The sequence below is a fragment of the Litorivivens sp. genome (genome assembly GCF_041624475.1).
In the GTDB taxonomy this organism is placed as follows: domain Bacteria; phylum Pseudomonadota; class Gammaproteobacteria; order Pseudomonadales; family Spongiibacteraceae; genus Litorivivens.
In genome coordinates, this window is sequence record NZ_JBFJUX010000003.1 from 225356 (window position 1) to 248398 (window position 23043).

General features: G+C 56.7%; 24 protein-coding genes. 20 read left to right on the top strand and 4 right to left on the bottom strand.

Going from position 1 to position 23043, the window contains the following annotated elements:
- The first annotated feature begins 222 nt into the window (after window positions 1–222).
- Entirely contained in the window at window positions 223–921 is a 699-nt protein-coding gene (gene ung / locus ABY734_RS05705; protein WP_372778040.1) for a uracil-DNA glycosylase, read from the top strand.
- Here ung and ABY734_RS05710 read toward each other — a convergent pair.
- A complete protein-coding gene (locus ABY734_RS05710; RefSeq protein ID WP_372778041.1) occupies window positions 914–1909 on the bottom strand; it encodes a folate-binding protein YgfZ in 996 nt (331 codons plus the stop codon). The genes ung and ABY734_RS05710 overlap by 8 nt on opposite strands.
- 125 nt (window positions 1910–2034) lie before the next feature.
- Here ABY734_RS05710 and ABY734_RS05715 point away from each other — a divergent pair, with 125 nt between their 5' ends.
- Window positions 2035–2295 carry a succinate dehydrogenase assembly factor 2 gene (locus tag ABY734_RS05715; RefSeq protein ID WP_372778042.1) on the top strand — a complete coding sequence of 87 codons (261 nt, stop codon included), beginning with the start codon at window positions 2035–2037 and terminating at the stop codon, window positions 2293–2295.
- Between the two features lie 22 nt (window positions 2296–2317).
- On the top strand, window positions 2318–2695 hold the full coding sequence (locus ABY734_RS05720; protein ID WP_372778043.1) for a hypothetical protein: 378 nt from the start codon (window positions 2318–2320) through the stop codon (window positions 2693–2695).
- Here the strand turns inward: ABY734_RS05720 and nadB are convergent.
- Complete coding sequence (gene nadB, locus ABY734_RS05725; RefSeq protein ID WP_372778044.1) at window positions 2648–4225, bottom strand: L-aspartate oxidase; 1578 nt, start codon at window positions 4223–4225, stop codon at window positions 2648–2650. The two genes, ABY734_RS05720 and nadB, sit on opposite strands and share 48 nt — an antisense overlap.
- 191 nt (window positions 4226–4416) lie before the next feature.
- On the opposite strand from nadB, the gene rpoE reads away from it, so the two are divergent.
- The 11 genes from rpoE (at window position 4417) to acpS (ending at window position 12997) form a co-directional block, all read left to right on the top strand.
- Window positions 4417–5019, top strand: a complete 603-nt coding sequence (rpoE, locus tag ABY734_RS05730) for an RNA polymerase sigma factor RpoE (RefSeq protein WP_372778045.1) — start codon at window positions 4417–4419, stop codon at window positions 5017–5019.
- Window positions 5016–5594: a sigma-E factor negative regulatory protein gene (locus tag ABY734_RS05735; protein ID WP_372778046.1), complete on the top strand. Its 579-nt coding sequence runs from the start codon at window positions 5016–5018 to the stop codon at window positions 5592–5594. Before rpoE ends, ABY734_RS05735 begins: the two co-directional genes overlap by 4 nt.
- A complete protein-coding gene (locus tag ABY734_RS05740) occupies window positions 5595–6503 on the top strand; it encodes a MucB/RseB C-terminal domain-containing protein (protein WP_372778047.1) in 909 nt (302 codons plus the stop codon).
- Window positions 6500–6964, top strand: coding sequence for a SoxR reducing system RseC family protein (locus tag ABY734_RS05745; protein WP_372778048.1), 465 nt, complete (start codon window positions 6500–6502; stop codon window positions 6962–6964). Before ABY734_RS05740 ends, ABY734_RS05745 begins: the two co-directional genes overlap by 4 nt.
- Window positions 6965–7057: 93 nt before the next feature.
- Entirely contained in the window at window positions 7058–8857 is a 1800-nt protein-coding gene (gene lepA, locus ABY734_RS05750) for a translation elongation factor 4 (RefSeq protein ID WP_372778049.1), read from the top strand.
- Window positions 8857–9912 carry a signal peptidase I gene (gene lepB / locus ABY734_RS05755; RefSeq protein WP_372778050.1) on the top strand — a complete coding sequence of 352 codons (1056 nt, stop codon included), beginning with the start codon at window positions 8857–8859 and terminating at the stop codon, window positions 9910–9912. Before lepA ends, lepB begins: the two co-directional genes overlap by 1 nt.
- Window positions 9913–9936: 24 nt before the next feature.
- Window positions 9937–10329 carry a DUF4845 domain-containing protein gene (locus ABY734_RS05760; RefSeq protein WP_372778051.1) on the top strand — a complete coding sequence of 131 codons (393 nt, stop codon included), beginning with the start codon at window positions 9937–9939 and terminating at the stop codon, window positions 10327–10329.
- Window positions 10326–11003: a ribonuclease III gene (gene rnc, locus ABY734_RS05765; RefSeq protein WP_372778196.1), complete on the top strand. Its 678-nt coding sequence runs from the start codon at window positions 10326–10328 to the stop codon at window positions 11001–11003. Before ABY734_RS05760 ends, rnc begins: the two co-directional genes overlap by 4 nt.
- Window positions 11003–11896: a GTPase Era gene (era, locus tag ABY734_RS05770; protein WP_372778052.1), complete on the top strand. Its 894-nt coding sequence runs from the start codon at window positions 11003–11005 to the stop codon at window positions 11894–11896. Before rnc ends, era begins: the two co-directional genes overlap by 1 nt.
- 1 nt (window position 11897) lies before the next feature.
- On the top strand, window positions 11898–12623 hold the full coding sequence (recO, locus tag ABY734_RS05775) for a DNA repair protein RecO (RefSeq protein WP_372778053.1): 726 nt from the start codon (window positions 11898–11900) through the stop codon (window positions 12621–12623).
- A complete protein-coding gene (acpS, locus tag ABY734_RS05780; RefSeq protein ID WP_372778054.1) occupies window positions 12620–12997 on the top strand; it encodes a holo-ACP synthase in 378 nt (125 codons plus the stop codon). The genes recO and acpS overlap by 4 nt, the downstream gene beginning before the upstream one ends.
- A gap of 20 nt (window positions 12998–13017) precedes the next feature.
- Here the strand turns inward: acpS and ABY734_RS05785 are convergent, their stop codons facing one another.
- Window positions 13018–15627 carry an ATP-binding protein gene (locus tag ABY734_RS05785; RefSeq protein WP_372778055.1) on the bottom strand — a complete coding sequence of 870 codons (2610 nt, stop codon included), beginning with the start codon at window positions 15625–15627 and terminating at the stop codon, window positions 13018–13020.
- Between the two features lie 131 nt (window positions 15628–15758).
- On the opposite strand from ABY734_RS05785, the gene cysM reads away from it, so the two are divergent.
- From cysM to mazG, 3 genes are read left to right on the top strand one after another with little or no spacing between them, the layout of a single operon-like run.
- A complete protein-coding gene (gene cysM / locus ABY734_RS05790; protein ID WP_372778056.1) occupies window positions 15759–16673 on the top strand; it encodes a cysteine synthase CysM in 915 nt (304 codons plus the stop codon).
- 28 nt (window positions 16674–16701) lie between these two features.
- Window positions 16702–18930, top strand: coding sequence for a GTP diphosphokinase (gene relA / locus ABY734_RS05795; protein WP_372778057.1), 2229 nt, complete (start codon window positions 16702–16704; stop codon window positions 18928–18930).
- On the top strand, window positions 18931–19734 hold the full coding sequence (gene mazG / locus ABY734_RS05800; RefSeq protein ID WP_372778058.1) for a nucleoside triphosphate pyrophosphohydrolase: 804 nt from the start codon (window positions 18931–18933) through the stop codon (window positions 19732–19734).
- Here mazG and ABY734_RS05805 read toward each other — a convergent pair whose 3' ends face one another.
- Window positions 19735–20067 (bottom strand): type 1 pili tip component, encoded by a 333-nt coding sequence (locus ABY734_RS05805; protein WP_372778059.1) that lies wholly within the window; start codon window positions 20065–20067, stop codon window positions 19735–19737. It lies immediately after the preceding gene.
- A gap of 246 nt (window positions 20068–20313) precedes the next feature.
- Between ABY734_RS05805 and adk the strand changes: the two genes are divergently transcribed.
- From adk to ABY734_RS05820, 3 genes are all read left to right on the top strand, one after another.
- The gene (adk, locus tag ABY734_RS05810; protein WP_372778060.1) at window positions 20314–20958 is read left to right on the top strand and encodes an adenylate kinase; all 645 of its coding nucleotides are present in this window, start codon (window positions 20314–20316) and stop codon (window positions 20956–20958) included.
- Between the two features lie 113 nt (window positions 20959–21071).
- Window positions 21072–22037, top strand: a complete 966-nt coding sequence (hemH, locus tag ABY734_RS05815) for a ferrochelatase (protein WP_372778061.1) — start codon at window positions 21072–21074, stop codon at window positions 22035–22037.
- Between the two features lie 174 nt (window positions 22038–22211).
- Window positions 22212–23009, top strand: coding sequence for a hypothetical protein (locus tag ABY734_RS05820; RefSeq protein WP_372778062.1), 798 nt, complete (start codon window positions 22212–22214; stop codon window positions 23007–23009).
- Window positions 23010–23043 lie beyond the last annotated feature (34 nt).

Here is a 23043-nt window from a genome sequence, read left to right on the forward strand (position 1 = left end):
CAGGCGGATCAATGCAAAGCCCCGGAGGGCGAGCCTCTGGCGCACACTGGACGTCGTTGCAGCGCTCGTCAAGGAGAATAACCCTTGACCTTCGCACTGCGCCTTGCCAGTGCGCGCCAGAGACTCCGCTGAGCCATTGCCGAATTAATCAGAGGTGCCCTAGCGTTTAATCACGACGCGGGCCTTGGTATCCTTGCGCGGCCTCAATTAGGGAGCCTCGCATTGTCCGCACAGAAATCCATCAAATTGCATCCGTCCTGGCTACAGGCGCTAGCCGGCGAGTTTGAGCAGGAGTATATGGTCAAGTTGCGCGCATTTCTGGCGGAGCGCATGGCCAGCGGGGCCGTGGTCTTCCCGCGCCCGGCCGAGTGGTTTAATGCGCTCGATACCACCCCTCTGGACAACGTCAAAGTCGTGATTCTGGGGCAGGATCCTTACCACGGGCCGGATCAGGCCCACGGCCTGTGCTTTTCGGTGAAACCGCCGGTCGCGCCACCCCCATCGCTGATGAATATCTACAAGGAATTGCAGAGCGACCTGGGGCTCACGCCGCCCAAGCACGGTTGCCTGACCAGCTGGGCCGAGCAGGGCGTATTGCTACTGAACAGCGTGCTTACGGTGGAGCAGGGGCAGGCCGGTGCCCATCAGGGCAAGGGCTGGGAGCGTTTTACAGACGCGGTAATCGAGTCGATCAATCGTGAGCGGGAAGGGGTGGTGTTTCTGCTTTGGGGCGGTTATGCCCAGAAAAAAGGGCAGCTGGTGGATACTGCCCGTCACTGCGTTCTGAAGGCGCCGCATCCGTCACCGCTGAGCGCCCACCGCGGCTTTCTGGGCTGCCGGCATTTTTCACAGACCAACGACTACCTGAACTCGCGAGGGGAGAGCCCCATCCGCTGGGAACTTCCGGTCGCGGTTAGCTAAGGCCGTAGGGCGGGGGCGACAGCTCGCTAATCCGGCTGCCCTGTTCCAGCCGCAGCTGGTCTGATTCGGCGGAGGCCGTGGTCAGTACCAGCGCTGCGCGTCCGTCATCTGCACTCAGTGCCACCATGCCGACGGCCTTGTCGCCGTCCAGTACCGTTTCTCCAGCTTTCGCTTCACCTTCAATGTGGGCCAGATACAGCCGTCGTTTGGGTACGCCTTTGAAGTGCAGGCGGGCGACCACTTCCTGACCGGTGTAGCAGCCTTTTTTGAAATTGACCGCACCGGTCAGATCGTAATTGAGAAACTGGGGCAGGAATTCATCTCGGGTGGCGGCGCACACGGGGACATCGCCGGCGGCGATGCGCAGGCTGTCCCAGTACACCGAGCTGGTGGGCTGGGCTTTGGTTTTCAATGCTTGCCAAACCTCCAGCGCCTTTTCAGGGCTGAGCCACAATTCGAAGCCTTGCCCGGCGCTGTCACATTGCAAGAGTAGCCCGCCGGATACAGTTCGGGTTTCCAGTGCGGATTGCGGTGTTCCGTCAAACACGTCATTGAGTATTGAAGACGCGTCGGGGCCACTCAGGCCGATACCGACAAAGTCCTCATTGGCTTCGCTCAGATCCACTTTGGAAAATACCGCATATTTTGCCAGCGCGGTCAGTGTGTTGGTTACCACATCGCGTCGCAATTGCAGGAGCAGTGTGTCGTCGTCAAGCTGGGCGGCGGTAAAGCTCGCCAGCATTCGGCCTTTGGGGGTGCAGTAGCCACCCTGGCGGGCCTGATCGGCGCCGACCTGCCGAAAATCTGCGGTGGTCTGGCCCTGAAAGAAGGTCTGGCCATCGGGGCCGACGGCTTTGATAAAACCGTATTGCGACAGTGGCACCAGGCGGTTACGCCCCTCGCTTACATTGTCTGCAAACAGGCAGTGATCCCCCTCAAGGCGGGCGCCATCGGATAATAACTGGTCGTGAAAGGCAGAGAGACTCAACGTAAACTCCGGTTTTTGGCAAATCAGCAGCAGTGGGTTGGCAAAGCCAGCGCAAAGAAGGCCATGCGTTGACTGGCCGGTGTCGCTATAATGCGCCGCTCAATGAACGGCAGCAGTGGAACTTAATGTACTCAGAAAACGAGATCAAGCGAATTTACTGGGCCAGCCGGCGTGGCATGCTGGAACTGGATCTGATGCTGGTGCCTTTTATGGAAAACTGTTTTCGCAGTCTGTCTCCGGAAAAGCAGCAACACTACGTTGCCCTTATGGAATGCGAGGACACGGAAATCTTTCAGTGGCTGCTGGGGACGGAAAACCCAGACGACAAAAATTTACTAGGGATAGTGAATGACATCAAAGCCCACGCCCGCACCCCTAAGGCTTGAACTGCGCCCCTCCAGATTCCTAGTGGCTTTTCTGCTAACCATTCACCTGCTGACGGTCATTGCGGTCCTGCTGGCTCAGGTAGGCCCGCTTGTCAAAACCCTCGCGCTGTTTCTGGTGATCATCAGTCTCTGTTATCACTGGACCCGCGCCTTTCACCCCGCGTGGCGGGTAGAGGCCTTGGGCAGGGACGAGGCAGGCTGGTGGCTGCAGTGTGGGGGGCGACGTCAGCGAGCCGGACTGCGCTCCTGCTGGGTGACGGCCCACGCGGCAGGCATGAGTTTTGCCGGGCGGTCGCTGTTGATTACCGGGGATGCCTGTGAGCCCGACGTCTTTCGGCAGCTGCGAGTGCAGTTACGCTTTGCGCCCGGGCTCGAGGATCGTATCGCGGGCCTCGGCTAGTGTTTCCGGGTAGTCCAGTGTGTAGTGCAGCCCACGGCTTTCCTTGCGCTGCATGGCCGAGCGAATAATCAGCTCCGAGACCATAGCCAGGTTGCGCAGTTCAAGCAGATCATTGCTGACCTTGTAGTTGCTGTAGTACTCGCGAATTTCCTGTTGCAGCAGTTCGACCCGGTGCAGCGCTCGTTGCAGGCGTTTGTCGGTGCGAACAATGCCCACGTAATCCCACATAAAGCGGCGCAGCTCATCCCAGTTGTGGGAGATCACAACGTCTTCGTCGGAGTCGGTTACCTGCGACTCATCCCAGTCTGCGATATGAATGTCTGGCAATCTTTCCGCCAGTCGCTGGCTGATGGCGTCGGCGGCTGAACGTCCAAATACGATACATTCGAGCAGGGAGTTGCTGGCCATGCGGTTGGCGCCGTGCAGGCCAGTAAAGGAGGTTTCGCCGATGGCAAACAGATTGCTGACATCGGTCTGCCCTTGATGATCCACCATCACGCCGCCACAGGTGTAGTGGGCGGCGGGCACCACGGGAATGGGCTCGCGGGTAATATCTATCCCCAACTCCAGACAGCGAGCTTTGACTGTCGGGAAGTGATGCAAGATGAATTCTGCGGACTTGTGGCTGATGTCCAGATACACACAATCGGAACCAAGGCGCTTCATTTCGTGGTCTATGGCCCGGGCGACGATATCCCGGGGTGCCAGCTCGCCGCGATCATCGTAGCGGTGCATAAAGCGCTGGCCGTTGGGCAGCAGCAAGCGCCCCCCTTCGCCGCGAATTGCTTCGGTGATAAGAAAGGACTTGGCTTTGGGGTGGTACAGGCAGGTTGGGTGGAACTGGTTGAACTCCATGTTGGCCACCCGGCAGCCCGCGCGCCAGGCCATGGCGATGCCGTCGCCGGAGGCACCGTCGGGGTTGCTGGTGTAAAGGTAGGCCTTGCTGGCGCCGCCCGAGGCAAGCACCACGAATTTGGCCCGGAACAGTCGTACGTGCTCGGATTCCCGGTCGTAGACATAGGCGCCGAGACATCGGCCATTGCGTACTACCAGATCAACTGCGACATGATTCCGGAAAATATCGATGTCGGCTTTTTGCAGGGCCTGATTGGTCAGGGCTTCTGACACGGCCCGACCGGTGGCGTCTGCGGCGTGGATGATACGTCGGTGGCTGTGGCCGCCTTCCCGAGTCAGGTGAAAGCCATTTTGATTGGGGTAGCGGCTGAACTCGACCCCCTGTGACACTAGCCACTCGATACTTTCCCGGCTGTTGGCGACCGTAAAGCGCACCGTGTCGTTGTGACACAGGTCGGCGCCTGCGGCGAGGGTGTCGGTGACGTGATCGTCTTCGGTATCGTCTTCGTCCAAAACGGCTGCGATGCCGCCCTGTGCATAGTAGGTAGAGCCTTGATTCAGCTCGCCTTTGCAGATTACGGCGATACGGGCCTGGTCGGCAAGCCTGAGGGCCAGGGTCAGGCCAGCGGCGCCGCTGCCGATTACCAGCACGTCATGGGTATAACTGGAAGTCATTGATTGCCTTGGGTGAGCTGCGTCGATACCATTTGCGGCGTTCTGCCTGCGGGCAGAGTATACTGGTTATGCCTAATTCGGCCAATTCCGGAAATAATTCTTCCGGGAAAGAAAAAAGCAGGCTTGATCTGCGAACTAATGGGGTACCGCGTGGTCTATCACCGTAACAGACGGTCACAATCAGGAGCGGCGTGATTGTGGATCGTGCTGAAGTAAGCGATAAGCAACTGGTCGAACGCGTCAAGCGAGGCGATCAGCGTGCCTATGACATGCTGGTGCTCAAGTACCAGCACAAGATTTTTGGCCTGATATCGCGCTATGTTAAAGACAGTGATGAAATTCAGGATGTGGCCCAGGAAGCCTTTATCAAAGCCTACCGGGCCTTACCCAAGTTTCGCGGTGAGAGTGCGTTCTACACTTGGCTCTACCGCATTGCGATCAACACCGCCAAGAACTACCTGGTCAGCCGCAGTCGGCGACCCCCCAGTATTGATGTCGATGTTGGCGATGCCGAGTTCTATGACGGCGCAGACGGCCTGCGCGACACCGATAACCCGGAAAATGTGCTGTTTGGTAATGAACTGAAGGCGGTTGTCGATACGGCAATACAGGCGCTGCCTGAGGATTTACGCACCGCGTTGACCTTGCGTGAATTTGACGGGCTGAGCTATGAAGATATTGCCGATGTGATGGATTGTCCGGTGGGAACGGTTCGCTCGCGGATCTTCCGGGCGCGGGAAGCGGTAGATGAAAAAGTCAAAGCCCAGATGGGTGGCAGCGAGGTAATGGCATGAGCAACGATCTTCGGGAATCCCTGTCGGCGCTAATGGATGGTGAGGCATCGGAACTGGAATTGCGGCGCCTGATGCGCGACAGCGATGACGGTGACGCGGCGTATTGGGGGCGATTACATCGCCAGCGCAGCGCCTTGCTGGGCGAGCCTACCTTTAACGGTATGGATATCAGTGCTCGGGTGAGTTCGGCCATTGCAGCGGAAGCGCCGTTGGCGCCTGCGTCGACTCGAGATTGGCGCAAGCCACTCGGTGGTTTTGCGGTGGCTGCCAGTGTTGCTGCTCTGGTTGTATTTGGACTGGGCGGTGGCTCACCGGCGCAGGTCACCCCAGAGGTGGCTGACGCTCCGGTCGTGCAGAACGGCCGCGTTTATCTGGCGTCTCCGGCGCCGAGCACCGCGGGTACCGTTACCGCAAGTGCTGCTGGCGTGGCTGTTCCGCGTTATCAGCAGGTGGGCGACGAGCAGTCTCGCGAACGTTTTGAACGTTTTCTTCGCCAGCATACCGAGCGCGCCGCGCTCAATAGTGGTCAAGGCATGGTGACCTATGCCAGGTTGGTTAGCCACGGAGCGGAATAAGTGCTCAGAGTATTACCCCAAATCCTCGCATTCACACTGGTCGCCTCGCTCGCGGCCGGTGCAGCGTATGCGGCCCAGCCGGTTGAGTGGCTGGAGCGCATGTCCCACGGCCACCGAGAATTAAGCTATCAGGGTATTGTTACCCACCAGATTGAAGATCAACTCGCTTCCTACCGTATTGTTCATCAGGTGATGGATGGCCGTGAGTTTGAACGCCTGACGCCACTGGATTCGGAAGGCAGCGAGCTGGTGCGCAAGGGGCACAGCGTAAACTGTGTGCATCCGGCGGAGCGCCTGCTGCGGGGCGTCAGTCAGAAAGGTGACTTTGCCCGCTACTATGACCTTCGTCTGGAAGAGGGAGCCCGCGTCGCCGGACGCGATGTGGTAACGCTGCATATTGAGCCGCGTGATGTGTTCCGCTTGGGCTATGTGATTTCCCTGGACGCTCAGACCGCGATTCCCCTGAAAACAGAAACCGTCGACCAGCGCGATCAGGTGCTTGAGCGATTTCAGTTCATGCTGTTTGAACTGGGAGTGGCAGGTGAACTGAATCAAGATGACGCGCGCGAGGTGGCCCACCACAATGTGGTGACGGATCAGGAGGGCAAGCCTGTACATCCCGGCTTATCCTGGAACCCGGGCTGGGTGCCGGAGGGTTTTATGCTGGCGGACACCGCAGATGTTCAGAGTGAGGCCCTGAGCTATACCGATGGCATCAGCATGTTTTCGGTATTCATGGAGTCTGCCAATGGTGTCAGCCCGCCGTCCACTGCGGTCGCCATGCGCAGCGGCGCAACCGTTTCCTATACCTACCCCATTCCTGATCGCGATCTGGTTGCAACCGTAATCGGGGAAGTGCCCTTGCTCACCGCTGAGCAGGTGGCCAAATCGCTGGTGGTGCCCCAATGATGCGGGAATGCGGGCGCATTGTAGCGATCGAAGACGACGCACTTTGGGTAGAAACTATTCGGCAATCCACGTGTGGAACCTGCGCCGCACAGAAAGGTTGTGGTCAGGGGCTGCTAAATCGGATCGGTGACGGCCGCCGCAACCACTTGCGGGTGCTGCTGGATGGTCTCCCTGCAAGCCAGTTTCAGCTCGATGAACAGGTCGAATTCAGTGTGCCGGAGCACGTGCTGTTACGCGGTGCGATGCTGGTCTACCTGCTGCCGCTGCTGGCGATGTTGGCGGGTATGGCCAGCAGCCATGCGCTTTTTGCCAGTGACAAACTGGCTGCGCTGGGCGCCTTGGGCGGCTTCATTGTCGGTATTGCCCTGGTGCGGTGCCACGCCTGGCTGACCCGGGACAGTCTTGAGTATCAGCCAACGGTTATTCCCCCTGAGTCGGTGTCTCTCGCACCTCACGCATAGCGGTGCAGGCGCCGAATGCGCTACAATCCCCGCTTTTAATTCGGCAGCCTCCTGGCTTGCCGTTCATCAATGCATCAATCCCGTGGGAATTGTGTGAGCAGTCTTAAACATATCCGAAATTTTTCCATCATTGCCCATATCGACCACGGCAAGTCGACCATTGCTGACCGTTTTATTCAGGTGTGCGGTGGCCTGGCTGATCGCGAAATGGCCGCGCAGGTGCTCGACTCCATGGATATCGAGCGCGAGCGGGGTATCACCATCAAGGCTCAGAGCGTGACGCTAAACTACACCGCGCGCGATGGTGAAACCTACGAGCTGAACTTTATTGATACCCCCGGCCACGTCGATTTCAGTTATGAAGTGTCCCGCTCACTGTCCGCCTGTGAAGGGGCTTTGCTGGTCGTCGACGCCGCTCAGGGGGTTGAGGCCCAGTCTGTGGCGAATTGCTATACGGCGATCGAGCAGGATCTGGAAGTCATTCCGGTACTGAACAAAATGGATCTGCCACAGGCGGATCCGGAGCGTGTCAAAAAAGAGATTGAAGAGATTATCGGTCTGGATGCCAGCGACGCGGTGGCGGCCAGCGCCAAGTCCGGCATGGGTATCGACGATATTCTGGAGCAGATCATCGCCAAGATTCCACCGCCGGAAGGCGATCCGGACGGTGATCTGCAGGCTTTGATCATCGACTCCTGGTTCGACAACTACCTGGGTGTGGTATCTCTGGTTCGGGTCAAGAACGGAACGGTGAAAAAAGGCGACAAGGTCATTGCCAAAAGTATCGGTAAGGCCCACGGCGTGGACAATGTGGGCATCTTCACCCCCAAGCTGACCTCAACCAAACAACTGCGCGCGGGCGAAGTGGGTTTTGTGGTCGCCGGTATCAAGGATATTCACGGCGCGCCGGTAGGCGACACCTTTACCCATGCCGCGACGGCTGACGTACCGGCCCTGCCGGGCTTCAAAAAGGTCAAACCTCAGGTTTACGCCGGTATGTTCACCGTGTCGACCGACGATTACGAAGATTTTCGTGAGGCGCTGGCAAAACTGACGCTCAATGACGCTTCGCTGTTTTACGAGCCGGAAACCTCCGATGCGCTGGGTTTCGGTTTTCGCTGTGGCTTTCTCGGCACCCTGCACATGGAGATCATTCAGGAGCGTCTGGAACGTGAATACGATATTGACCTGATTACCACCGCGCCAACCGTTATTTACGAAGTGAAAACCAAGCGCGGCGAAGTCCTGCAGGTTGATAACCCCTCGGCATTGCCTGACCCCGGCGAACTGGAAGAAATGCGTGAGCCTATAGCGCGAGCCAGTATTCTGGTGCCCCAGGAATATGTTGGCAACGTCATCACGCTTTGTGTGGAAAAGCGCGGCGTGCAAAAAGACATGCAATTTCTGGGGCAGCAGGTTTCGCTGACCTATGAAATCCCAATGAGTGAAGTGGTGCTGGATCTGTTTGACCGCCTCAAGTCGGTAAGCAAGGGGTTTGCCTCGCTGGACTATAGCTTTGAGCGCTTCCAGGCGGCTAATCTGGTTAAACTGGATGTGTTGATCAATGGCGAGCGGGTCGATGCCCTTGCCATGATTGTGCACCGGGACTTCGCCGCTTCGCGCGGCCGTTCGCTGGTGGAAAAAATGAAAGAACTGATTCCCCGGCAGATGTTTGATGTTGCCATTCAGGCGGCCATTGGCGGCCACGTTATTGCACGGCAAACTGTGAAAGCGCTGCGTAAAAACGTCACCGCGAAGTGCTATGGTGGCGACGTATCGCGCAAGCGCAAGCTCCTCGAAAAACAAAAAGCGGGCAAGAAACGCATGAAGATGGTGGGCAAGGTGGAAATTCCTCAGTCGGCGTTTCTCGCAGTACTCAAGGTTGACAACTGATGGTTAATAATTTGTTACTGGTGGTGGGAGCGCTGACACTGATCGTCTGGTTGGTGCAGGAAGTGCGGGGCCGCCGCCAGTTGGCTGACGCACTGTCCTGGTGCGCCGATCATAAAAAAGAGAATACCGAGCAGTCGCTGCTGACCCAGGTTGTGCCGGGTTGGTGGAATAGCACCACCGTTTTTATCAATCTCTTGTGGATGGCCTGGTTTGCCAGTGTTGTGTTGCTCAAGGATGGCGATTTTGCCTTGGTGCTGGTTGTGGTTACCGCCCTAGCCGGCCTGATTGGCCTGCTGGACCGGCTGCTGTTCACGCGTCGCCGTCAGTTTATGGTGACCGAAGGCAATATTGCGGTTTACCTGAAGTTCAGTGTCAAAGCTGATTTTGAAACACTGAAGCAGCATCTGGCGAGTCAGTTGCCGATTGCTGAAAATGCCAAGTCTTTTTTCCCGGTGCTGCTTGTGGTGTTGGTATTGCGCTCCTTTGTGGCCGAGCCCTTTCAGATACCGTCGGCGTCAATGGTGCCGAGCTTGGAAGTCGGTGACTATATTCTGGTAAACAAATTCAGCTACGGCGTGCGTCTGCCGGTTGCCGGCACAAAGATTTTGGAGGTCGGAGAGCCGGAGCGGGGCGACGTCATGGTGTTTTTTCCGCCGCACGACAGCCGCTATTTTATCAAGCGAGTGGTTGGCTTGCCGGGCGATGAGATTGTCTACCGAGACAAGGTGCTCTACATCAACGGCCTTGAAATGACGCAACAGCTGTTGGCCGAAGTGCCGCCGCTTAACCCCAGTGAGCACATTCTGCGAGAGTCGCTGGGTGAGCGTGAACATCTGGTGCGGCATGAGTTGCGGGAAAACCGGGGTGATTTTAGAGTGGTAGTCAAACCCGGCCACTATTTCATGATGGGCGACAACCGCGATAACAGCAGCGACAGCCGGGTCTGGGGACAGGTGCCCGAAGCCAATATCGTGGGCAAGGCCTTTGCGATCTGGATGCACTGGCGTTCAATAGGCGAGCTGCCCAGCTTCGACCGTGTTGGCACAATTCGCTGATTATAGAATAAAAAGGAGATAAGCATGCAGTTACCTTCGACGCAGTTACCGTCCAGGCAGAACGGACTCGGTATTATTCAGTGGGCGGCGATTATCTCTGTGGCGGGTCTGCTCGGCCTGTGCGCCTTTCGCCTGGTTCCCATCTATCTTGATCACATAACCATCCGTCAGGTGGTCAAGAATGCGGCCCTCGATCCGGCGTCTCAGGAAATGACAGCCTCGGAAATCCGCAAGTCAATGCAGGGCGCCTTTCTCACCAACCGCATTGAAACCATCGACCTTAGGGATATCAAGTTCAAGACAGAGCGCAACGTCATCATCATGGATGCCCGCTACGAGGTGCGTGTACCGCTGATCTACAATATTGATGCGGTGGTTAAATTCGACGACCTGATCTACGAGATTACCCGCCGCTGATGCCCGACTACCGGAAGCTGTCAGATTGCCTGGGTTACACCTTTTGGGATGAAGCCCTGCTGGAGCGCGCCCTGCGGCACCGTTCCGCTGGCAAGGACAACAACGAGCGTCTTGAGTTTCTCGGTGACGCAGTGCTGAGTCTGGTCATTGCCGAGGCCTTGAGCGGACAATTCCCTGATGCCAGAGAAGGTGAGCTGAGTCGCATGCGCGCCAGTCTGGTGAAGGGGACTACGTTGGCCAGAGTGGCGAGAGAGTTCGAGCTCGGCGACTATGTTCTGCTCGGCAGCGGCGAGCTGAAAAGTGGCGGCCATCGACGGGATTCCATTCTTGCCGACATGGTGGAAGCCCTGATCGGCGCGATCTACAGCGAATCCGGCTTCGAAACTGCGCGACATTGTGTGTTGAACTGGTTTCGTGTGCGTATCGAGTCACTCTCCTCCGGCGAATCACTGAAGGACGCAAAAACACGGTTGCAGGAATTTCTGCAGGCGCGCGCGGAACCCTTACCCGAATACGAGCTGGTCGAGCAAACCGGGCTGGCCCATGAACAGCAGTTTGAAGTGAGCTGCGTAACCCGCCTGCACGCGGATCCGGTGGTCGCCCGTGCCGGCAGCCGGAAAAAAGCCGAACAGGCAGCGGCGCAGGCCATGTTGGATATACTACAGAGCAGATAATGACAGAAAGCCGTTGCGGATATATAGCGATTGTTGGCCGCCCCAATGTGGGAAAATCGACGCTGTTGAACCATATTCTGGGTCAGAAAATCAGCATTACCTCGCGTAAACCCCAGACCACTCGTCACCGTGTATTAGGTATTAAGACAGAAGATTCCGTTCAGGCGATCTATGTGGATACGCCAGGCCTGCACCGGGGGCAGAAACGCGCGATCAACCGCTACATGAACCGGGCCGCGACCACCAGTCTGCGAGACGTAGACGTGATTGCATTCGTCATTGAAGCAGGCCGCTGGAATGATGAAGACGCCTGGGTGCTGGAACAATTGAAAAATCATCAATGTCCGGTCGTACTGGTTATCAATAAAGTCGACAAACTTGAGGATAAATCCCAGCTTCTCCCCTTTATTGCCGATCGCAACGGTGAGCATAGTTACGCAGAGGTCGTGCCGGTTTCAGCGCTGCGGACCGACAACCTGGCGGAGCTGGAATCGGTGCTGCACAGCCACCTTCCTGAAGGGCCGCATTTTTTCGACGAAGAGCAGATTACTGATCGCAGTATGCGATTCCTGACGGCTGAAATCGTCCGTGAAAAGATCACCCGGCAATTGGGCGACGAATTGCCTTACGCCATGACCGTGGAAATCGAAGAGTACAAGCAGGAAAAAGGCATAACCCACATCAGCGCCGCTATTTATGTCGAACGCGACGGCCAGAAAAAAATACTGATCGGCAGAGGGGGATCGCGGCTTAAATCGATCGGCCGGGAATCCCGTCTGGATATCGAAAAGCTGATAGACGGCAAGGTCATGTTGAATCTCTGGGTCAAGGTCAAGTCCGGCTGGTCGGACGACGAGCGCGCCCTGCGCAGTCTGGGTTACGACGACGAATAATATGGAACAGGACTTCGAACCTGCTTTCCTGCTCCACCATCGTCCCTTTCGGGATACCAGCCTGATTATCGAACTGTTCACTCAACATCAGGGGCGACTGGGCGCTGTGGCCCGTGGCGCCCGCGGCAGCAGCGCCAGAGTGCGCGAGCGCGCCTCCGTGTTGCAGCCCTTCCAGCTGCTCGAGGTGAGTTGCAACGGGCGGGGCGAGTTGAAAACACTGGTGAGCGCGGAAACCCGCGAGCGCCGTCAGCTGCAGGGGAATGCCCTGTACGCGGCACTTTACCTTAACGAGTTGACTCTCAAAGCCTTGCACCGCTGTGACCCGCACCCGGAGTTGTGGCAGCATTACGCCCGCAGCCTCTTGCTGTTGGAGCAGTGGACGGCGGGGGACAAAAACGGGCTTGAGACCATACTGCGTTTTTATGAACTGATGCTGCTGGAACAACTGGGCTACGGCCTTAGCTTTGGCCCGGAGCTGGAGAGCGACAGCTGTTATCAGCTGAACCCGGAAGGTGGTTTTCAAAGGGTTCCCGCGTCGGCGCCGCACTTTCTCGGCGGCGAGCTGAGGGCTTTGCAACCATCGACCTTCTGCGAAGTCAGTGACTTACCGGTATGGAGCGAAGAGCAATTGCGCGTGCTCAAAGTGGTCTGCCGGCAGGCCTTGATCCCGCTTATCGGGAGTGAGCCTTTGAAGAGCCGGGCCTTATTCAAGGGGCGAAGCCAGTGATCAGTGGTATTGGAACGGATCTAATCTATATCGAGCGTATTGACGCTACCTGGCAGCGTTTCGGCGAGCGCTTTCTGAAAAGGTTGCTGTCAGAAAATGAATACCGGCAATTTGAATCGCGCGGTCGCGACGTACGCTATCTGGCCAAACGTTTTGCGGCGAAAGAGGCCGCCGCCAAGGCACTGGGGGTTGGCATCGGTGCCCGTGCTCGCTTGTGCGAAATTGAAGTGCTTAACAACCCGCTCGGCAAACCCGAACTCAGTTTTTACGGCGCTGCGGCGGACACAATCCGGGAGCAGGGCATTGTTGGCAGTCATATCGCGCTGACTGATGAATCGGATCTGGCTCAGGCCTTTGTGGTTTTTGAACGGTGACCGTCCGTTGGTCGCCAACCCTAGTCTGGAACAAGCGCTTCATCCACTGCGTTCCGGGTGCGCCAGCACAGTAAATCATCCATGCAGTTCAGGCAGTTTTCAGCCAGCGTCCGTACCTCTTCGAACTCTGCAGCCTCAAGCTGTTTCTGCAGTCCTTCCAACGCGCGTTCCAGCGACGGAGTGCCAACATAGCGGCAGGCCCCTGCCAACTGATGGGCCAGTGATCCTATGGCTTCGGTATCGCGATCGACGAGGGCAGCCTGCCAATCTTTCCGGGTTTCTTCCAGGCTGAGTAGAAAGCGCTCGGTCAGTACCCGCGCCAGTTGAGGGTTGTTGTTGGCGCGTTTCAGACTGAGGGCGGTGTTTACAGCGCCGTCCGGCCGTGGGCTGGCGTCAAGCAATTGTCTCAAGGCTACCAGCGTCATGGGCTTCAGCATGAACTGGTCAAACAGCGGTGTCGCTTGTCTGCCGTCGTCGGCCAGGTGCGCAGTCAGGGCCACAAGTCGACTGTGCCTGTTCAAGGGCGTTTCGCGAATGGCCCGGGCAGTGTCTTCGCCATTCATGTCGGGCATTTGCAGGTCGAGAATGATCAGCGGGTATGCCTGCTGCTGGCACAGTGCAAGCGCCTCATGCCCGCTGGCGCACAAGGTGTACGTGGCCTGCAATTCTTCCAGCAGCGCGCTCAGCAACAGCCGGTTGCTCCGATTGTCGTCAACCACCAACACTGAACTGGCTTTAAGAGACTGCGTCCCGGCGCGTTTATCCTCGCCGGCAAGAGCCTGTAACAGCTTGTGTTCGGCCAGTGGTTTTTGCAGAAAGATAAAATCCTCGCGGGCAAGAACGCCGGCGAGACTGGGCAGCAGGATGATCAGATCTGAATAAGCTGTAAGTTGTGGCTCAACGTCGGAAAAGCTGCGCTGGCTGGAAAAACCGGCAATCAGGTGCACCTCCGGGGACGCTGCAGCCAGCAACTGCGACAGAGTGTCGTGGGCCTGACTTTGAAAACCGTTGGCTTGCAGCCGTCGGCGCAAGGCTCGGCGGGTATCCGGGTTTTCTTCCCAGAAATGGACGATCTGGTTTTTGGCTTCAATCGCCGTGGAAGGCGCTTCAGAGGGCAGCGGCAGTCGGACATCAAAGCGTGTACCGCGCCCCGGTTCGCTGCTGACGTGAATGCTTCCGCGCATCAAATCAACCAGACGTTTGACCACGGCGAGACCAAGGCCGGTGCCGCCATGCTTTCGGGTGTCTGTGCCGTCAAGCTGCCGAAAGGCCTGAAAAAGTTTCGCCTGCTCCTGCTGTCTGATGCCAATGCCGGTGTCGCTGATGCTCAGGCAGATATCGCTGGAGTCATCGCTGTACTTTTCGGCGCTCAGAGTGATCAGTACCTGACCGCTGTCGGTGAATTTCACCGCATTGCTGATGAGGTTGGTGGCGAGCTGTTTCAGGCGCGCGGAGTCTCCGGATACGCTGACGGGCAAGGGTTCTACGGTATCGACGATCAGTTCAATCCCTTTGTCGGCCGCTTGCTGGGCGAACAGGGCGGCGCTTTCCTCAATGACCGGCAGCAGCGCAAAAGGTTGCAACTGCAGCGAAAATTTTCCAGCCTCGATTTTTGAGAGATCGAGGATGTCATCCAGTACCCGCAGCAGGTGTTCGGCGGAAATCTTGATGGTCTCGATATACTCCCGACGCCGGGGATTGCTTTCCGACTCCAACAGCACATGACAGAAGCCGAGTATGCCCGTCAGTGGGGTGCGTACCTCATGACTGGTATTGGCCAGAAATTCTGATTTGGACTGACTGGCGGTCAATGCTTCTTCCCGCGCCAGCGCCAGCTCCATGTTGCTGATCTCCAGGCTTTCGAGCGTTTTCTGCAAGTCCTCATGACTGTGCTCGATGTCATTTTGCAGTTGTCGCAGGTGCTGCTGGGTGCGGTGTGCCAACTCATTGATTGCCCGGAACAGAAACTGCCAGTCACGGTTTTTTGAGTGGGGCAGGCGCGTACTCCAGTCGTGCTGGTCGAGATTGCTGATCAGGTCGCGCATTTGTTTTATCGAGGTGTCGAAATTGCGCGTCAGGCGCCCCCCTAAATAGACCACAAGCAGCAGCATGAGCAACAGCCAGAGGAGGCTGACAGCGATGACAAGATAGCGCGCCTGTAGAAAGTGGTTGTGACTGGTGGTGACCACAGCCCAGCCTAGCTGCGGTGGCTCGTTGCCACTTTGCGGTGACAGCGCCGTATGGTCGTAGCGATAGATGGGCCAAGTGGCGGTGAGTTCCGAAGTCTGCCAGACCGGTCTGTTATTCCCGCTTGCTCGACTGATATCCGGTTTTTGCGGTTGCCCCCGCGTGGCCAGCCATTCCCCGTCGAGCCCCAGCAAGCCGACCCCCAGCATCTCCCTGTCGAGACTGCTGGCCAGTATGGCATCCACGGCGCCCGTGTCCTGGCGCAGACTGGCGGCCAGATGCCGGGACAGCAGACGCGCGGAGCGCTGTGCCACGGCTTCGTCCAGGTGATGCACTTCGGTAAGGTAGCTGTTCAGCAGGAACAGGCCGGTGCCTCCGGAAACCAGCAGGAAGGGCAGGATCGCCAGTACCATGATCTGCTGACGGATTGCTAGCTTGGGCATTGGAAGCGAGCGCCTTGCATTAATGTTAGACTTTGCGGGCACAGGATAGTGGGTGTTATGTGAATATGCCCAACTCTTTCCGCTAAATCCACCTATAATACCCGCCTCAACCAAGGTAGCTGGCGCAGTACATGATTGAATTTCCTACAATTGAGCATTTTGTTGGCGGCACCCCGCTGGTGCGTTTGCAGCGCCTGCCCGGCAATACCTCCAACACGATTCTGGTCAAGCTGGAAGGCAATAATCCGGCGGGTTCGGTCAAGGATCGCCCCGCACTGAGCATGATCAACCGGGCTGAACAGCGCGGTGATATCAAGCCCGGGGATACCCTGATCGAGGCGACCAGCGGCAATACGGGGATCGCCCTGGCCATGGCCGCGGCGATCAAGGGTTATCGCATGGTGTTGATTATGCCCAGCCATATGAGCCTGGAGCGCAAGCTGGCTATGGCCGCCTATGGGGCCGAGTTGGTTGAGGTGACCAAGGACGAGGGCATGGAAGGCGCTCGCGATCTGGCGCTGAAAATGCAGGATGAAGGCAAAGGCACGGTGTTAGACCAGTTTGGTAACGCCGATAACCCGGAAGCCCACTACAGCGGCACCGGGCCAGAGATCTGGCAACAGACCGAGGGGCGTATTACTCATTTTGTCAGCTCAATGGGCACCACGGGCACTATTATGGGCGTGTCACGCTACCTGAAAGAAAAGAACCCATCGATCGAGATTGTCGGGCTGCAACCCGACGATTGTTCTTCCATACCGGGCATTCGCCGCTGGCCCGAGGCTTATTTGCCGAAAATCTATGATGCCGCCCGGGTAGATCGCATTATCGACATGGATCAGAAGACCGCCGAAGTCACCATGCGCCGTCTGGCGGCCGAGGAGGGCATTCTGTGTGGTGTCTCATCCGGTGGTGCGGTAGCCGGCGCCCTGCGTCTGTCCGAGACGGTTGAAAATGCGATCATCGTTGCCATTATCTGTGACCGTGGAGACCGTTATCTTTCTACGGGCGTGTTCAACGATGCTCTGACCGGAGGCAGTGCCTGAGCCGCACTCGGCATTGGCAGCGTGAATCATGGTAAAGGTGCGTGAAGACTATCCGCTGACGCCTGACGGTGAAGTTGATCTACAGGCATGGGTTAATCGCCTCGGCGTTCGGGATGAAATTGATACCGGTGTACTGATCAGTGCTTGCGAACTCAGCGCTGAATGCGCCCGACGCAGCGGCGCCACCCACAACAATACCCAGCCCATGGCGAGTTTCTTTACCGCACTTGAGATGGTGGAGATCCTGTCGAATCTGCATCTGGATCAGGACGCCTTGGTTGCAGCGGCGCTTTACCGTTCGGTACGCGAAGGACGGCTGGAGCTTGATCTGGTACAGCAGCGTTACGGCTCGGTGGTGCATAAGCTGATTGACGGTGTGCAGCGCATGGCGGCAATTACCGTGATGAACGCTTCCCAGCACGACTCCCAGATATTGGGGCAGTCAGAGGCCCAAAGCGAGACCATTCGCAAAATGCTGGTCGCACTGGTGGACGACGTGCGGGTGGCACTGATCAAGCTGGCCGAGCGGACCTCAGCGATCCGGGCGGTCAAAAACAAACCCGAAAAACGCTACCGGGTTGCCCGTGAAGTCTTCGATATTTATGCGCCACTGGCCCACCGTTTGGGTATCGGGCATATCAAATGGGAGCTGGAAGACCTGTCCTTCCGCTACCTGCAGCCACTGGCCTACAAGAAAATCGCCAAGCTGCTGGATGAAAAGCGTCTGGATCGGCAGCGCTATATCGACGAGGCCATCGCCCAGATTTCCAGCTCACTCGAAAAAGAGGACGTGCAGGCGGAGATCGTCGGCCGGGCCAAGCACATCTACAGCATCTGGCGGAAAATGCAGCGCAAGGGCATTGGTTTTTCCCAGGTCTACGACATACGCGCAGTGCGGATTCTGGTGCCGGATATCAAATCCTGTTACACCGTGCTCGGGGTGATTCACGGACTCTGGCGCAATATCCCCAATGAATTTGACGACTATATAGCGAACCCCAAAGAGAACGGCTACCGCTCGCTGCACACCGCCGTGATTGGCCCGATGGGCAAGGTGCTTGAGGTTCAGATTCGCACCGGAAGTATGCATGAAGAAGCGGAATTCGGGGTCTGTTCCCACTGGCGCTACAAGGGGGCCGACGGTGCCAGCAAAAACACTATCGGCTATGAGGAGAAAATTGCCTGGTTGAGACAGGTGCTGGATTGGCACGAAGAAAGTGGCGACAGTCTCGACATTTCTGACCATCTGCAGCATGCGCAGGACCGGGTTTACGTCTTTACCCCGGACGGCCATGTGGTCAACCTCCAGTTCGGGTCGACGCCTCTGGATTTTGCCTACCATATTCACACAGAAGTCGGACATCGCTGTCGCGGCGCCAAGGTCAACGGCCGTATCGTTCCTTTGACTTATACCCTCCAGACCGGCGAGCGGGTGGAGATTCTCACCGGCAAGGAAAATGCACCGCGCAGGGACTGGCTGCAGTCCAACCTCGGTTACCTGAAAACCACCCGGGCGCGCAGTAAAGTTCAACACTGGTTTCGCCAGCAGGCCAAAGAAGACAATATTCTCGCCGGGCGCTATCTGCTTGAGAAAGAGTTCAAACGGCTGGGGCTGACCAGTATCGACTATAAAACCATCGCCAGCGGGCTGAACTGTAGCACTGTAGATGACATGTACGCTGCCGTCGGGTCCGGCGATCTGAGCTCGATGCAGGTCATCAAAACGGCCCATGCGCTGCTCGGGCGGGAGACACCCAAACAGCCGGTTCTGCAGACTGTCGCGCCGTCACAACACGATGGCGCCGGCGACATCAGTATCAGTGGCGTGGGCAACCTGCTGACGCATATCGCCGGTTGCTGTAAACCGCTGCCCGGTGAGGCCATAGTGGGCTACATAACGGTAGGGCGCGGCGTCAGCATTCACCGTCAGGATTGCAAAAAGCTGCTGCATCTGCAGGCGGTAGAGCCCGAACGCATTGTTGAAGTCAGCTGGGCTGGCCGCAAAACCGAGACCTATCCGGTGGACATCGAAATCGAGGCCTATGACCGTCAGGGCTTGCTGCGGGATATCACCTTTATGTTGAGCAACGAGCATATCAACGTGATTTCCATGTCGACCGATACGGATGTAAAAAGCCACATGGCCTCCATGCGGCTGAGGGTTGAGGTGCCGGGTCTGGCGGAACTGGCTAACCTGTTTGCGAAACTGAACGGGCTGCCAAATGTGGCCAATGTCCGACGAATCAGCGAGCTGTGAATGTATAACCTGGATGATTTGCGAACCCTGATGCGTTGTCTCCGGCACCCGGAGTACGGCTGCCCCTGGGATCTCAAGCAGAGCTACCAGACGATTGCGCCGCACACACTCGAAGAGTGCTATGAACTGATCGATGCGATTGAGTCGGGCGACACGGATCAGATCCGGCAGGAACTCGGGGATGTGCTGTTTCAGGTGGTTTTTTACAGTCAGCTGGCGGAGGAATCCGGTGATTTCAGCTTCGCTCAGGTTACTGATGAGATTGTTCGCAAATTGCTGCGCCGGCACCCCCACGTATTTCCAGAGGGGGAGCTGGATAAACCTGCCAATGGCAGGAAGGTCGACGAAGCCGAGATCAAACAGCGCTGGGAGGCCATCAAGTCTGAGGAGCGCGCCGCCAAGGCGCAAACGGGTGTGCTTGATGATATTCCTGCAGCCCTGCCGGCCTTGAAGCGTGCACAGAAACTGCAAAAGCGCGCCGCAACAGTCGGTTTTGACTGGTCATCGCTGGACGGCGTTTTCGAAAAACTGGACGAAGAGCGTGCAGAGCTGGCCGAGGCCATCGCCAGCGGTGACAGCGAAGCGCAGGCCGAAGAAATGGGCGATCTGATTTTCGTGGTGGTCAACCTGGCGCGCCACCTAGGGGTCGATGCTGAAACCGCGCTGCGCGCAGCCAATCGCAAATTTGAAGCGCGTTTTCAGCAAATGGAACAGCGCTCGGACAAACCGCTGGGGGAGTTGTCCCCCGCAACCCTTGAGTCGCTGTGGGAAGGGGCCAAAAAGGCCCTTAAGCAGACCCGTTAATTAATGGTCTGCTGACTTGTAGTTCGCCAGGTGCTTCTGTAACAGCGAGCGATAGCGGGGGGTTGGCCCGACATCCTCATACAGCGGGTCGCCCAGTTCATCGTGAGACACCACAGCTTTGCCGCGCACATAGGGTAATGTACGTTCGACTTCGCTTAGCGAAGCCCGCAGCAGGTCAGTGATGATTTCCTCGATAGAACGCAGCGGATAGAGTTCCGCCAAGGCTTGCAGTTTGGAGGCCTCTTCAAGAGGCAGGCGAACTTCGAATACATCTTTGGTCAATTCAGCCCTTGCTGTATCTTCCCAAAGATCGAGCAGCTCTTTGATTTCCATAGAACCTTCCGAGTTGAGATAAGCAAAATGCTCACTCTCATCATAGTGCGCAAATCGCGATCTCCGCAAGAAAAATGTAGTCAAAATAAGCGCTTTTCCTGATGTTGACCCTGAGTCAGGAGCCCGTACCACGGCGCTTGTGGCCGGTTACGGGGTTGTGCTCAGGCAGGGAGCTGTGTATCTTGTCGCTCTTTTTGCGGGCGCCCTCCGGCCTGCAATCCGGTAACAAAACCTTGGGAGCGAACCATGCGTGTTATCTTGTTGGGGCCGCCAGGAGCTGGCAAAGGCACCCAGGCACAGTTCATCTGCGAACATTATGCTATTCCGCAGATATCAACTGGCGATATGCTTCGGGCAGCCGTCAAGGCGGAGTCCGAACTGGGTCTGCAGGTTAAGGAAGTCATGACCTCGGGCGGTCTGGTGTCCGACGAAATCATTATTGCTCTGGTCAAGGAGCGTATAAAGGAAGCTGATTGCGCCAACGGCTTTCTGTTCGACGGCTTCCCGCGCACGATACCTCAGGCAGAAGCACTGCAGGAAGCTGGCGTGACAATAGACAAGGTGCTGGAAATTGCTGTAGCTGACGAGGAAATTGTGTCTCGCATGAGTGGCCGTCGGGTGCATGAAGCCTCAGGCCGTACCTATCACGTGGTCAATAACCCGCCCAAGCAGGAAGGTGTTGACGATGTAACCGGTGAGCCATTGGTGCAACGCGAGGATGATCAGGAAGATACTGTTCGCAAGCGCCTGTCGGTCTATCACGAACAAACAAAGCCCTTGGTCGACTTTTATCAGCAGCTGAGTGGTGCAGATGCTCCGACCTATGCCCGCGTAGAGGGTGTTGGCAGTGTCGATGAAATCAAGCAGCGGGTTTTGAACGTACTGGGTTGATAATGGCTCGCTCGCAATGCAGAAAAGCGCCGAAACGGCGCTTTTTTTATGTCGGTATAATACGCGGGCTGTGGCTTCGCACAGCAAATTGAATAAAGGCCGGGGAGAGGGGAATGAACAAGAAAGCCGTGGTACTGATTAATCTTGGAACGCCGGATACACCCGACAGTGCCGGGGTCAGGGCTTTTCTCAAGGCGTTTTTGTCTGACCGGCGGGTGGTTGAGGTCCCCAGACTGCTGTGGTGGCTTATTCTCAATCTCGTGATCCTGCCGTTCCGATCCCCCAAAGTAGCCAAAAAATATCAGCCTTTGTGGGCAATGGGTGACTCCCCTTTGCGTCTTTTCAGCCTGCGGCTCGCTGACGGGATTCAACAGAAGCTAGGGCGAGATATTCCCGTTGAGTTGGCAATGACCTACGGCCAGCCTTCCATTGCCTCGGTGGTTACCCGTTTGGAAGCCGATGGTGTAAATGAATTCTGTTTCGTTCCGCTTTTCCCCCAGTATTCGGCCACCACAACGGCTGCCGCCATGGACACTGTGGTTCGCTACTTCATGTCGCGACGCAATATCCCCCAGTGGTCCTGGATAAGAAGTTATCAGAATGAAAACACCTACATCTCAGCGCTGGCTGAAAGTGTGCGTAGCCACTGGCAGGCCAACGGAAGGGGACAATGCCTGTTGATGTCATTTCACGGCATTCCCAAGCGCAATATTGAACTGGGAGACCCTTACCAACGCCACTGCGAAGAAACCGCCGAGCAGCTGGCAAAGGCGCTGGGACTAGCTGACAAGGAGTGGCAGCTCAGCTACCAGTCTCGCCTGGGCAAGGCGGAGTGGCTGCAGCCTTACACCGATAAAACGGTGGCGGAGCTCCCGGCTAAAGGAATAAAAAAGCTGGACGTGATCGCGCCTTCTTTTGCCACGGACTGTCTGGAAACGTTGGAGGAATTGGATACGGAAGCGGCGGAAATATTCTATGAAAACGGCGGTGAAAGCTTTTCTTATATTCCCTGTATGAACGACTCCGAAATGCACGTGGCGTTTTTCGCGGATCTTATAAAAAGAAAGCTGTCATTGTGAGTCGCTGGCGCCTATTGGCTTGTGAAGTTTTGTGATTTAGAAGCAAAACGTGAACAAGGTAATCATAAAATAGTTGGAATCTACTGATTTTTCTGTTGATTTCTTGGCTGTTGTTTAAATTATGTGCTATTTTGATTTTGACAGTTTCTGTTGATGCGTGTCGAGGAGAAAAAAATGGCCGTTAAAAAAGCAAAAGCGAAAGCAAAAACAAGAAAAGCTCCTGCCAAAAAACGAGCGCGGAAAGTTGTAACTACCACGCCGGCAGTCAAGAAAGCAGAAGCCGCTCTTAGCAAAGCAAGCAAAGCCGTTGAAGCGGATCGCAAAGCCGTAACCACTGCGAGGAACGCTGCAACTTCAGCGAAAGCGAAAGCTGCCAAGTCAGGTAACAAAACTGACAAGAACGCGGCGAAACGCGCCAGCAACGCTGTGAAGCGTGCGAACGACAAGCTGCGTAAATCGCGTGAAGCTGAAGCAAAAGCGAAGCTGAGCCTGTCCAAGGCCCAGATTGAAGCGAAAATCAAAGCTTCTGAGCAGGCAGTGAAGGACAAAGTTGCCGAGCGCGCCAAAGCGCTGGACGACAAGACCGAAGCTGATATGAAGAAGGCGCTTTCTGCCTTTCAGGCTCGCTGGCGCAAGAAGCGCACTGCCGCCAACAAGAAAAAGTTGGCGTCTATTGCGCGTAAACTTGCGAGCAAGCACAAGCAGGCAGCACGTAAGCTAGAAGCCAAGGCTAAGGCTGCTGAGAAGAAAGCTGCCAAAAAAGCGGCGCCAAAAAAACGCAAGGCCAGTGCTAAGCGCAAGGCCGCGCCTAAAAAGGCAGCTGCAGCGAAAGCTCCGGCGAAAAAGAAAGCTGCCAAGAAGAAGGTAGCGAAGAAAAAAGTCGCGAGAAAAACGGCTGCTAGAAAGGCACCGGCCAAGCGAAAAGCCGCTCCCAAGAAAAGGGCAGCAGCTAAAGCCAAGGCAAAAAAATAATCACAGCTGAAAGTGTTGTGATGTAACTAAAAGG